An 11,529-nucleotide genomic window follows, 5' to 3' on the forward strand; every position below is an offset into this window, starting at 1 on the left:
CGGGCCATATCCAGGGCCGCGCACCAGCTGGCCGGGTGCGCCGCGCGCAGCAGCCCGGTGCCGACGAGCAGGCCGTCGAAGCCCGCCGCCAGCAGCCGGGCCGCGTCGGCGGGGTCGGTGATGCCGCTGGCGCTGACCGCCAAGCGGGCGCCGGTGTTCCGCACGGCGGGCAGCAGGCCGGCGCTGCGGGCCAGGTCGCCGGGCAGCCGCTCCCGGGTGGCGATGTCCTTGTTGTTGACGGCGACCACGCACGCGTCCGGCCGGGGTACCGCGGCCGCCTCCACCGCGTCGGCGACCTCCACGAACGGGGTCAGGCCCAGCTCGAGCGCATGGTCGACCAGCCTGGTCAGGACGTCGGCGGGCAGCACCTTCACCGTCAGCAGCACTGCGCCAGCCCCCAGGTCGCGGCTGCGCTGCAGGTGGCGCCGCGAGGTGATGAAGTCCTTGCGCAGCAGCGGCAGTGCGGTGCGGGCGGCGACCTCGCCCAGCAGCTGTTCGCTGCCGCCGAACCAGCGGCCGGTGACCACCGACAGGCACGGCGCCCCGGCCTGTTCGTACCCGGCGACGACCTCGGCGACCGTGCGCCCGCCCAGCAGGTCGGTGCCGTCGGCGTCCCGCCGCTTGACCTCCATGATCACCGGGCGGGTGGCCGACGTCAGGGCCTGAACGAACGTCATGGCGTCCTCCAGGCGGTGGCCACCGCCGCCGCGTGGGCCTCGGCGAGCAGTCCGCCCGGGCCGCGCGCGGCGGAGTCCACGTCGATGCCGAGGAAGCGGGGATGGGCGACGGCGCCGCGAAACCGGCCGGCGTTGTCCGCGCTGAGCCCGCCCGCCAGCAGGAAGGGGCGGGCCATCCGGTCGGCCAGAGCGGTCACCGTGGCCTGCTTGAGGGGCAGCGCCGTGCTGCCGATGCGCCCGTCGGCGGTGACCGCGTCCAGCAGGAAGCAGTCCGTGCCGGCCCGTTCGTAGGCGCCGATCAGTCCCGCCTCCACGCAGGAGGCGCCCTGCACGTGCAGGACCTTGACGATGCGTACGCCGTCGGGGACCAGCGCGCGCAGGGCGCGGACGGTGGCGGGCGGCTGGTAGCCGTGCAGTTGGATCCACCAGGGGCCGCCGCCGGCCGTCAGCCGGGCCAGCGCCTCGACGTCGGAGCCGAAGGTGACCAGCACGGGCTGAAGCCGGCCGGTGGCCCGCGCCGCGGCGGCCAGGCCGGCCAGCCGCTGCGCGGACAGCTCCGCGCGCCCGGCGGGCACCTGGTGCCACAGCCCGACCAGGTCGGCGCCCGCGTCGGCGACGCCCCGTACCTCGGCGGCGGTGGTGGCGCCGCAGAACTTGACCAGCACTACGCGGCCGCCTCGCGCACCAGGGAACCCTCCGCGAACCGTGCACCCTGGGCGGTGAACAGCCGCGGGTGCGCGGCCCGCAGGTCGCCGATCACCCGCTCGTAGGGAAGGTCGTCGAACGCGCCGTGCTCGCGCAGGAACTCCATCTGGCGCCGGCCCTTCAGGTCGAAGGGGTGGTGGACGCTGTCGGCGGTGCCGTCGAACTCCAGCGGGGCCATCCGGTACAGCCGGCACAGGGTCTTGTTGAACACCGGGGTCGCCTTCACCCAGCGCCCGTTGAGGTGCAGTGCGGTCAGGGCGTGCTGGTGGAACACGTCCCCGCCCAGCAGCTCTTTGAGCCGCTGGGAGGCGAGATGGTTGCGGACGTCGGTCAGCACCAGGCGGGCCGGGATGCCCAGCGCGCGCAGTGCGGCCGTGTACAGCACCGACTTGTGCAGGCACATCCCGGCGCCGGTGGCAACGACCTGGCTGGCGCGCAGGCCCTCGCGGGTGAGGTCGGCGCCGTAGACCTCGTAGCGGATGGAGTCCCGTACGGCGTAGTACAGGGCCACCGCCCGCTCGGTGGGCGTGGCTGCGGTGGCCGGGAGCGCCTGGGTGACGAACGTGCGCACTTCTGGGCTGTGGTGGTCGATGAATTGGGTTGCTGCCAGGGCGGTCATGGTGGTGGGGTCCGCTTTCTTGAAAGGGGTCACAGGCCGAGCATCGAGGCGATGCGGTTGCGCTGGATCTCGGACGTGCCGGAGTAGATCGTCCCGGCGACCGCGTTGCGCAGCTCCTTCTCGATGCCGTACTCGGCCATGTAGCCGTTGCCTCCGAAGATCTGCACCGCGGCGAGCGCCGAGGCGACGTTGGCCTCGCTGGTGACGAGCTTGGCGATGGCGATGTCACGGGTGACGTTCTCGCCCGCGGCCAGCTTGGCCGCCGCCGAGTACAGCCAGTGCCGGGCGGACTCCACCCCGATCTCCATGTCCACGATTTTGTGGGACACGGCCTGGTAGGAGCCGATCGGCTGCCCGAACTGGGTACGGGTGCGCGCGTATTGGGCGCACCGCTCGGCCCGGTCGCGCATCTCGCCCGCGTTGACGGCGAAGGAGCACAGGATCTCCCAGCGCATCACATGGTCCAGGACGAGAAAGCCGCCGCCGCGGCGGCCGACGACCTGCGTGGCCGGGATGCGGCAGGCGTCGAAGTACAGCTCGCACAGCGGGGAGGTGCGCAGCCCCATCTTCGCCACCGGCCGCCCCACGGTGAGCCCGGGCGTGGCACGGTCGACGAGGAACGCGGTGATGCTCAGCGGTCCGGGGCGGTCGCTGGTGCGGGCGTACACGGTGATCACATCGGCGACGGGGCCGTTGCTGACGAAGGCCTTGCTGCCGGTGAGGACGTAGTGGTCGCCGTCCCGCTCGGCCCGGGTGCGCATCGCCAGCGCGTCCGAACCGCTGTCCGGTTCGCTGATCGCATGGGCGCCGATCAGGTCGCCGGAGCACAGCGCGGGCAGATAGCGGGCCTTCAACTCCTCGGAGCCGAAACGCTGCAGCGGGACGCCGGCGGCGACCAGGTGGCTGCACACGGAGAAGTTCAGCCCCGCGTCCCGGCAGCCCAGGCCCAGCCCCTCCAGGACATACATGGTGGTCAGCAGATCCTGGCCGAGCCCGCCGAACCGCTCCTCGAAGGGCAGGCCGAGGATTCCCGTCGCGCGCAGCAGGTCCCACTGCGCGCGCGGGAAGGCGGCGTCGGCGTCCCGCTGGATGTGTCCGTCGCTGAGCTTGGCCAGCAGGGGCACAAGCCCCTCGCGCAGCCGCCGCTGGTCCTTGGTCCACGTGATCATCAGTAGTGGGAGAACCCGTCCGAGTCGAGGTCGTGGCGCTCGTCGCCGCGCAGCGCCGGCGTGAACATGCACACCAGGCGCAGGTCCTCGTCCGGGCCGGCGATCAGCCAGTGCGCGTCGTGCTGGTCCAGGGCGTAGAGCGTGCCGGGGGTGATGGGGTGGCTCTCGCCGCTCATGTCGACGATCTCGCCGCTGCCCGCGATGCAGTAGCAGGCCTCCAGGTGACGGCGGTACTCCAGCCGTGACTTGGTGCCGGCCCGCACGATCGTGTCGGTGACGGTGTAGCCGAGGCCGTCCGACTCGGTGAGGAACCGGCGGCTGAGGCCGTTGCCCCAGTCGACGCAGCGGACGCTGTCGATGGTGCGCACGATCATGTGTGGCTTCCTTCCTTCATACGGGGGTCAGGGCGGCTAGCGGCCGGGTGGCGCAGCTCCGTGACGAAGGAGGCGAACTCCCGCACGGCGTCGCGCCGCTGGGCCAGGGCCCCTTCGATACGGGCCACGCCGGCGCTGCCGACGACGGCGGCGTCCGCGCCCAGCTCTTCCAGGGCGGCGATGTCGGCGCCGGTGCGCACGCCGAAACCGACGGCGATGGGGGCGCGGCTGGTGGCGCGCAGCTGGGTGAGGGTCGCGGCGAGCCGGTCGTGGTCCAAGGCGGCGGCGGTGCCGCTGCGGCCGTAGTGGGCGACCAGGTAGAGGTAGGCGGAGGCGTGTGCGGCGGCCTCCGCCACGACCTTTGGTGCGGAGACGGCGTAGCAGGTCGTGACCAGCGGCAGTCCGGCCCGGTGGGCGGCCTCGTAGTGGGCGGGGCGCAGCCGGGGCGGCAGGCCGTGCAGGAGCAGGCCGTCGCAGCCGGCGCCGGCCACCGCGTGGGCGAAGTGGCCCAGGTCCCGGCCCCTGACGGTGTGGCTCCAGTCGGCGAGCAGCGCGATCCGCAGCCGGCGCAGGGACGGGCGCAGGGCCGCCACCGCGTCCAGGACGGCGTCCAGGGTGACCCCGCCGGCCAGGGCACGGTCGGCGCTGCGGCGGATCACGGGGCCGTCGGTGACGGAGCCCGGGAACGGCACGGCCAGTTCGAGACAGTCGATGTCGCTGTCGTCGAGCATCGCCACGAGGTCGGGCAGGGTCTCAAGCGGGGGATCGCCGGCGTTGAGGAACACGGCGATGCCCGGCCGGCCGGGGCGCCGGCGGGCAAAGAACCCGCCGCCGTCCGCGGGGACCGGGGGGTGCGCGATCCCGGGGGGCGCGCCCTCGGCCCTGCGGCCGCTGCTCGAGCGCCGCGCGGGTGCGGCCTCGGCGGCGGTCGCGGCGCGGCAGGACGCCGCCGACAGGGCCGCCACGCCCTTGACCGCGCCCGGGGCCAGGCCCGAAAGCGGCGGCGGGGCGGGCACGCGGCCCGCCGCCAAGGCGGTGGGCAGCACACGCTCAGGCATGGGCCGCCTCCCGCGTGCGCAGGCGCTCGACCAGGGACAGCGCCGTGCCGTCGTGCAGCGTGGCGTGGGCCGCGCGCAGCGCCTGGTGCCAGTCGCCCGTGATGCCGCCGGCCACCGCCAGGGCGGCGGCGTTGAGGCAGACGGTTTCGGTGGCGGCCGGGGTGCCGTGGCCGGCGAGGACCTGACGGAAGAGGTCCGCGGCGTGCCGCACACCGGCCTGCTCGGGCCGGGCCAGGTCCGCCAGGCGGCCGGAGCCCAGGCCCAGCGCGCCGGGCGACAGGGTGAACTCGTCCTCGGCGCCGTCCTGGTAGCAGCGCACCCGGTTGGCGGTGAAGGCGAGGAGTTCGTCGGCGCCGGCGTCGTTGTCGGCCAGCCACACCGTCCGGCCCGTCGTCCGGGAGACATGCCCGGCCGCCTGCCGCAGCCCCGCCAGCGCCTGCGGCCGGGACACCCCGGTCACCTGCGCGCGCACCGGCATGTCGGCCAGGAAGGGGCCGAGCGTGTTGACGAACGACCCCAGCCGGCGCAGGTCCAGCGGTGCGGCGGCCCGGGCGAGCAGCGCGATCTCCGCCGGGTAGACGAAGTACCCGGCGAAGGCGATCCCGCAATGCTCCAGGGTGTCCCAGGTCTGCTCGTACGACGTGGCCGGGGCGATGCCGAGCCGCTCCAGCAGGTCGAGCGAGCCGCAGGAGCTGGTGTAGGCGCGGGAGCCGGTCTTGACGACCGGCACGCCCATCGCCGCCGCCACGAAGGCGGCCGCGGTGGAGATGTTGAAGGTGGGTGGTCCGCCGCCGGTGCCGACGATGTTGACGGCACCGGCGAACTCCGTGGCCGGGCGGGCCGGCCGGCGCTCGGCCAGCGAGTCCAGCAGTGCCTGCAGGGTGAGACGGTCGGGCATCTGCGTGGACAGCGAGGCGAGCAGGGCCGTGGCCTCGCCCCGGCGCAGGCCTCCGGCGTGCAGCTGGTCCCAGAACGACCGCCACACCGGCAGCTGCACGGGAGCCTCCCGGCCGATGAGCGAGACGACGGCCTCGTGCATGGCTACGCGGCCCCCGCGTGCTCGCGCGGCGCGGCGGCGAGGAACGCGGCGATCGCCGCGACGGAGGTGAAGGACTCCGGGTCCAGGTCGACGGCGTCGGTGTCGACGCCGTAGCGGTCCTCCAGCCAGGCGATCACCTTGAGCAGGCCGAGGCTGTCGATGACGCCGTTCGCCATGAGGTCGAGGTCGTCGGCGAGTTCCTCGGCGGGCACGTCCGGCAGGAACTCCTTGACGACGAACTCCTTGACGGCCTGGGCGTGGGACATGTCAGTTCTCCTTGGTGAAGTGGGCCGAAGCGACCCGGTCGCGGTCGACCTTGCCGGTGGAGGTCCTGGGCAGCGGGTCGTCGACGATCCGCAGCCCGCAGGGGACCGCCGCCCGGGGCAGTCGGCGGGCCAGATGCCCGCGCAGCGTCAGGCTGTTGAGGTGTGAGCCCGCCGTGCGCCTGACGACCGCGTGCAGCAGCCGTCCGGCGACCGGGTCGGGCAGGGCCAGCACGGCCGCCTCGGTCACCTCGTCGTGGCCGAGCAGGACGTGTTCCACCTCCTGGGCGTTGACCCGCACCCCGCGCACCTTGACCTGGAAGTCGGTGCGGCCCTCGAGGGTGAGGGAGCCGTCCGGGTGCCGGCGCACCAGGTCGCCGCTGCGGAAGTAGCGCCGGCCCGGCGTGCCGGCGCTAGCCGGATGCGGCACGAACACCGGCGCGGCGGCCGCGGCGCCCAGATAGCCGCGGGTCTGGAACGGGGTGGAGACGAGGAGTTCACCGGTGCCGGGCCCGGCCAGCACGGTGCCCGCGTCGGTGACCAGGAGGGCGTCGACGCCGGGCAGCGGCCGGCCCAGCGGCAGCCGGCCGCCGTCCGCCGCGCCTGCCGCGTCCACTTCGTGCATGAAGCTGTCGTTGGTCTCGGTGCACCCGTAGATGTTGTGCAGCCGGGCGCCGGGCAGCAGCGCGGGCAGCCGGGCGAGCAGCGGCCCGGGCACGGCGTCGCCGGTGACCATGGCGTGCCGTACGGCGGGCAGCACCGCCCGGGCGGCGTCGGCGGCGTCGGCGAGCAGCCGGAAGAACATCGGGACGGCCTGGACGACCTGGACCTGATGCCGGGTCAGCAGGGCGAGCAGGCGCGGACCGTCCAGGGCGTGGTCGGCCTCGACGAGGACGACCCGGCCGCCGTGCGCGAGGGTGGTCCACACGTCGAGCAGGCACAGGTCGAAGTTGAGCGGCGCGTAGTTGAGGACCGTCGTGCCCGGCCCGATGCCGAAGGCGGCGCCGGCCCAGCCGGTGAAGGCGTCGATCGCGTCCGCGTCCAGCGGCACGATCTTCGGCGCTCCGGTGGAGCCGGAGGTGGTGAGCAGCAGCGCGGGCCGGCCGGCGGGCGGGGCGGGCGGTCGCGGGGGGTGCGGGCCGGGCGGCAAGGGAGTGTCGCAGGGCCGCAGCACGTGCCGTACACCGGCCTGCTCGTGCAGCCGGGCGGCTGCGTCGGGTCCCAGGGTGGCGGCGGGCAGCAGGACCGGGCGGCGCTGCAGCAGGCAGGCCAGGACCAGGGCGATGGTGCCGGGTGACGTCACGGCCGGTACGGCGACCGGCTCGTCGCCCGGCAGATCCGCCAGGCGGGCCCGCTCCTTCTCCGCCCGGCGCAGCAGCGCGCCGTAGCCGATCTCCTCGCCCCGCCATACCAGGGCCGTCGCGTGCGGGGTGCGCCGTGCCTGGGTGAGGACACCGTCCAGGAGAGCAGAGCGGTGTGCCGTGGCGTGTCCGGTCACGATCCCTCCCCGTTTTGGTGCGCACCGCGCGGTGCCTGTGGCTCCCGATCGTGCTGGCGTGGTCTGGAGGATTGATCGAGCCGCGGTGCACCTCCCGCACGAACTCCCGCACGAAAGGGGCCTCGTCACCACCCGGTGACGAGGCCCCCCTTTTTTTCCCGCGCGGTCGTTCAGCCGCCGGCCGGGTCGGCCGGGTCGGTCAGGTCGGCCAGGGCGTCCGAGGGGTCGCTGTGCGCAGGTCCGGCCGGCCACCATTGGCCCGCCCGCAGGCGGTAGGGGTACCAGCGCCCGTCGCGGCCCAGACGCAGCTGGATCTGCTGCCCGGCCGGCGTCCAGTGGTTGTCCCGCACCTCGAGCTGCGGCAGTTCGTCCGCCTCCCAGCCCGCCGACAGCGCCGCACGGGCCCGCGCCCGCTCCTGGGCGGACGGCGACCAGGTGCGCTCCAGCACATCGAGGCCCGCCGCCCCGCCGGTGCGCCATGCCTGGGCCGCCCGGTCCAGCTCCTGGGCCGGCCGGCCGCAGCTCTCGCGCAGCCGCACCGCCACCCGCGGATCCGGATGGGTGGCGGCGATGCGCACGGTGTCCTGCCACCGGTCCAGCGGCGGCGCGGGCGAGTCGGTCAGGCCCCGGGCGTAGGCGAGCAGGCCTCTGGCGGCGTGGGCCGCGTCGGCGACCAGCCGCTCCAGCGGGTCGGCCGCGATGCCGGTGACCGGCTCGTCCGTGCCGGCCGGCAGGTCGGGCAGGTCCGGCAGGTCCGGCAGCGGCGACGCCGGCCGCGACCAGGCGGCCAGCGGGTCAACGCCGGGCAACGGGGCGCCGGGCGGGGCGGGTTCGGCCCCACGCTCCTCAGCCGCGCCGGCGTCACCGGCGTCACCGGCGTCGGCGGCGTCGGCGGCGTCGTCCGTGTCGTCCGTGGTGTCGTCGCCGGCCATGGCCCGCAGCAGCAGCTCGGACTTCAGCTCCTCCACGGCCCCGGCGGCGTTTCTGCCGCGCAGCAGCAGCAACAGCCACGGATCCGTGTCCAGCAGCCACGACATCTGGTAGCACAGGGCCGTGGCATGCGGGCAGGGATGGTCCAGGGCGTCGCAGTCGCAGTCCGCGTCCAGGTCCCCGTAGCCGGGCAGCAGCCGCACCCGGGCGTCCTCCACCGCCTCCAGGAGGTCCTCGGGCAGCTCACCCGCCAGCAGCGCCTGCGTCTCGGCCGGCCGGTCGGCGGTCTTCTCCCACAACAGCTCCCACTCCCGCTCGTCCAGCTCCAGCAGAGTGACCACGGTCGTGTACGCGTCCTCGCCGCCGTACACCTGAGCTGAGATCCGCCCGGGGCTGACGGTGAGCGGACCGATCCGCCCGGTGCGGGCGACGGCCCGGCCCTGCTTCAGCGGCTCCTCCTGCGGCCAGGTGTCCTCGACGGCCTCGGTGAAGGCCCTGGCCCAGAACGACTGGCCGCGGGCCCGGCCGCCCTTGCGTGCGGCGAACGCGGGAAAGCCCCGGGCATCGCCGGCGCCACTGCCTCGGCTCGCGGCCATCACAGGCTCCTCAGCTCGACCAGGTTGGCCAGTTCGTCGTTGGTCAGCTGTGTCAGTGCCTGCTCGCCGGCGCCGAGGACCGCGTCCGCCAGGTCCTTCTTCGACTCCAGCAGAGCGGCGATGCGGTCCTCGACGGTGCCCTCGGCGATCAGCCGGTGCACCTGGACGGCCCGCTTCTGGCCGATCCGGTAGGCGCGGTCCGTGGCCTGGGCCTCCACCGCCGGGTTCCACCAGCGGTCGTAGTGCACGACATGCTCGGCCCGGGTCAGGTTCAGGCCGGTGCCCGCCGCCTTCAGCGACAGCAGGAAGACGGGCACCTGGCCGTCCTGGAAGCGCTGGACGAGTTCCTCGCGCTTGGGCACGGGCGTGCCGCCGTGCAGGAGCTGGCAGGGCACGCCGCGCTCGCGCAGGTGCCGCTCGAGCAGCCGGGCCATGGCGACGTACTGCGTGAACACGAGTGCGGCGCCGTCCTCGGCGAGGATCGTGTCGAGCAGCTCGTCGAGCAGCTCCAGCTTCCCCGACCGCCCCGTCAGCGGCGTGTCCTGCTCCTTGAGGAACTGGGCGGGGTGGTTGCAGATCTGCTTCAGGCCGGTGAGCAGCTTCAGGACCAGACCGCTGCGGGCGATGCCCTCGCTACCGCGGATCTGTCCCATCACCTGCGCCACCCGCCCGCGGTACAGCGCCGACTGCTCGGCGCTCAGCGCGACCGGCCGGTCCGTCTCGGTCTTGGGCGGCAGCTCCGGCGCGATGCCCGGGTCGGACTTGCGGCGGCGCAGCAGGAACGGGCGGACCAGGCCGGCCAGCCGCGCGGCCGTGGGCCGCTCTCGCGCGCCCTCGGTGCGCTCCGCCTCGATCGGTGCCATCCAGCGGCGGCGGAACTCGCCGTATCCGCCGAGCAGTCCGGGTGTCGTCCAGTCCAGCAGCGCCCACAGCTCGGAGAGGCTGTTCTCGACGGGGGTGCCGGTGAGCGCGATCTTCGCGTCGGCGGGGATCAGCCGCAGCGCCTTCGCGGTGCTGGAGTGCGGGTTCTTGACGTGCTGGGCCTCGTCGGCGACGACCATGCCCCAGCGGTGCCCGGCGAGCCGGTCGGCGTCCAGGCGCATCGTGCCGTACGTCGTCAGGACGAATCCGTCGTCGGCGCCGTCCAGGGTGCGGCCCGTGCCGTGGTAGCGGCGTACGGCCGTGCCCGGTGCGAACCGGCCCACCTCGCGCTGCCAGTTGCCCAGCAGCGAGGCCGGGCACACCACCAGGGTCGGGCCGCTGGAGTTGTCGTGCTCCTGGCGCAGCAGATGCAGCGCGATCAGCTGGATCGTCTTGCCCAGGCCCATGTCGTCGGCGAGGCAGCCGCCCAGCCCCAGCGAGGTCATCCGCTGAAGCCAGCGAAGGCCGCGCAGCTGGTAGTCGCGCAGGGTGGCGGCGAGCGCGGCGGGCTGTGGTACGGGCTCGCCGCCGCCGTCCGGATCGGTGAGGTGGGCGCGCAGCGCCTCCAGCCACGGCGTGGGCGCCACCGGCACCTGCTCGCTGCCGGCGCGGGCGTACCCGGTCAGGGCGACGGCGAGCGCCTCGATCGCACTGAGCGGGCCCACCTCCCGCTCGCGTGCCTTGCGGGCCAGGTCCGCGCCAGCCAGGATCCAGCCGCCCCGCAGCCGTACCACCGGGCGGCCGGCGGCGACCTCGCCTGTCTCCTGGTTGGTCAACGCCTCGCCGTCGAGGGCGAGTTGCCAGCGCAGGTCCACGGTGTGGGCGCCGCCGAAGAAGGACCGCAGGTCGGCCGGCGGCGGCAGGTCGGCGCCGACGACGGCCCGGGCGGTCAGCGAGCGGCCGCTGTCCTTGGGCCACCGCACGTCGATGCCGTGCGCGCGCAGCCGGCCGGCGGCGCCGCCCAGCAGGTCGTTCACGTCCCGGTCGGACAGGTCCATGGCGCGCGGCACGGGCAGCAGCCGCTGCAGCGGCTGCCACACGTCCGCGCCGCGGCGTATGGCCAGCACGGTGTCGGCCTGGGCGCGGGGGCCCAGCGCGTGGTCGGCGCTGGCGAAGAGGTCTTCCGCGTCGAGGGCGAGGGTGGGGTCGGCGAGGCTGTGGGCGCGGGGGACCAGGCGCAGGGTGGGAGGGGTTTCCGTGCCGGTGTCCGTGAGCTGAGCGCGCAGGGACACCCGTACCCCCGAGTCCAGGCCCGCCGAGATCTCCTGGGCCCAGGCCCGCAGTTGGGGCACGTGCTGGGGTTCGACGGCGGCGAAGGCGGCCCGGCCGGTGGCCGCGTGGGCGGCCGCCGTCCGCGGCAGGGTGTCGGCGACGGCATCCATGAACGCCCGTACCAGGCCTTCCGGTTCGGGCATCCGCACGGCCCCGCCACCGGTGCCCGGCAGGGCGGTGGCGTACGCCTGGGGCGGCGCGGCGCCGGCCAGCGCGCGCACCCGTCGTACGTCGTCCAGGTCCAGCGGGCCCATCCGCCAGGCGTCGTAGCCGCCCGGTGTGACGCCCGGCAGCAGCCGCTCCCGGGCCGCCAGGTGCCAGGCGATCGCGGCCGCGCCGCCCCAGAACGCGGCGGCCGGATGGGCCGCCGCCCCCGGCCGGGCCGCGCGGGCCAGCACCGCCAGCGCG

11 protein-coding genes are annotated in these 11,529 nt (G+C 74.8%); all 11 read right to left on the reverse strand.

Annotated features, from left to right (window positions below):
* Positions 1 to 677 (reverse strand): indole-3-glycerol-phosphate synthase (locus tag AB0I98_RS48620; protein WP_362952759.1); only part of this gene is annotated, 677 nt, incomplete at its 3' end.
* Positions 674 to 1,342 carry an N-(5'-phosphoribosyl)anthranilate isomerase gene (locus AB0I98_RS48625; protein WP_362952761.1) on the reverse strand — a complete coding sequence of 223 codons (669 nt, stop codon included), beginning with the start codon at positions 1,340 to 1,342 and terminating at the stop codon, positions 674 to 676. The genes AB0I98_RS48620 and AB0I98_RS48625, both read right to left, overlap by 4 nt.
* Positions 1,342 to 2,034: a transglutaminase-like domain-containing protein gene (locus AB0I98_RS48630; RefSeq protein WP_362952763.1), complete on the reverse strand. Its 693-nt coding sequence runs from the start codon at positions 2,032 to 2,034 to the stop codon at positions 1,342 to 1,344. The genes AB0I98_RS48625 and AB0I98_RS48630 overlap by 1 nt, the downstream gene beginning before the upstream one ends.
* Entirely contained in the window at positions 2,031 to 3,170 is a 1,140-nt protein-coding gene (locus AB0I98_RS48635; protein ID WP_362952765.1) for an acyl-CoA dehydrogenase family protein, read from the reverse strand. Before AB0I98_RS48635 ends, AB0I98_RS48630 begins: the two co-directional genes overlap by 4 nt.
* Positions 3,170 to 3,544, reverse strand: coding sequence for an ectoine synthase (locus tag AB0I98_RS48640; RefSeq protein WP_362952767.1), 375 nt, complete (start codon positions 3,542 to 3,544; stop codon positions 3,170 to 3,172). The genes AB0I98_RS48635 and AB0I98_RS48640 overlap by 1 nt, the downstream gene beginning before the upstream one ends.
* Positions 3,541 to 4,602, reverse strand: coding sequence for a tryptophan synthase subunit alpha (trpA, locus tag AB0I98_RS48645; protein ID WP_362952769.1), 1,062 nt, complete (start codon positions 4,600 to 4,602; stop codon positions 3,541 to 3,543). Before trpA ends, AB0I98_RS48640 begins: the two co-directional genes overlap by 4 nt.
* The gene (locus AB0I98_RS48650) at positions 4,595 to 5,641 is read right to left on the reverse strand and encodes a hypothetical protein (RefSeq protein WP_362952771.1); all 1,047 of its coding nucleotides are present in this window, start codon (positions 5,639 to 5,641) and stop codon (positions 4,595 to 4,597) included. The genes trpA and AB0I98_RS48650 overlap by 8 nt, the downstream gene beginning before the upstream one ends.
* A gap of 2 nt (positions 5,642 to 5,643) precedes the next feature.
* Positions 5,644 to 5,907 (reverse strand): acyl carrier protein, encoded by a 264-nt coding sequence (locus AB0I98_RS48655; protein WP_362952773.1) that lies wholly within the window; start codon positions 5,905 to 5,907, stop codon positions 5,644 to 5,646.
* Between the two features lies 1 nt (position 5,908).
* Complete coding sequence (locus tag AB0I98_RS48660) at positions 5,909 to 7,402, reverse strand: AMP-binding protein (RefSeq protein WP_362952775.1); 1,494 nt, start codon at positions 7,400 to 7,402, stop codon at positions 5,909 to 5,911.
* Positions 7,403 to 7,572: 170 nt separating this feature from the next.
* Positions 7,573 to 8,928 (reverse strand): hypothetical protein, encoded by a 1,356-nt coding sequence (locus AB0I98_RS48665; protein WP_362952777.1) that lies wholly within the window; start codon positions 8,926 to 8,928, stop codon positions 7,573 to 7,575.
* Positions 8,928 to 11,529 (reverse strand): DEAD/DEAH box helicase (locus tag AB0I98_RS48670; protein WP_362952779.1); only part of this gene is annotated, 2,602 nt, incomplete at its 5' end. The genes AB0I98_RS48670 and AB0I98_RS48665, both read right to left, overlap by 1 nt.

The organism is Streptomyces sp. NPDC050211 (assembly GCF_040656035.1).
GTDB lineage: Bacteria > Actinomycetota > Actinomycetes > Streptomycetales > Streptomycetaceae > Streptomyces.

What these genes read in the sequence shown, in the direction of transcription:
- AB0I98_RS48635 (WP_362952765.1), bottom strand. Translation starts at nt 3,170, where the DNA reads ATGATCACGTGGACCAAGGACCAGCGGCGGCTGCGCGAGGGGCTTGTG.
- AB0I98_RS48640 (WP_362952767.1), bottom strand. Translation starts at nt 3,544, where the DNA reads ATGATCGTGCGCACCATCGACAGCGTCCGCTGCGTCGACTGGGGCAAC.
- trpA (WP_362952769.1), bottom strand. Translation starts at nt 4,602, where the DNA reads ATGCCTGAGCGTGTGCTGCCCACCGCCTTGGCGGCGGGCCGCGTGCCC.
- AB0I98_RS48650 (WP_362952771.1), bottom strand. Translation starts at nt 5,641, where the DNA reads ATGCACGAGGCCGTCGTCTCGCTCATCGGCCGGGAGGCTCCCGTGCAG.
- AB0I98_RS48655 (WP_362952773.1), bottom strand. Translation starts at nt 5,907, where the DNA reads ATGTCCCACGCCCAGGCCGTCAAGGAGTTCGTCGTCAAGGAGTTCCTG.
- AB0I98_RS48665 (WP_362952777.1), bottom strand. Translation starts at nt 8,928, where the DNA reads ATGGCCGCGAGCCGAGGCAGTGGCGCCGGCGATGCCCGGGGCTTTCCC.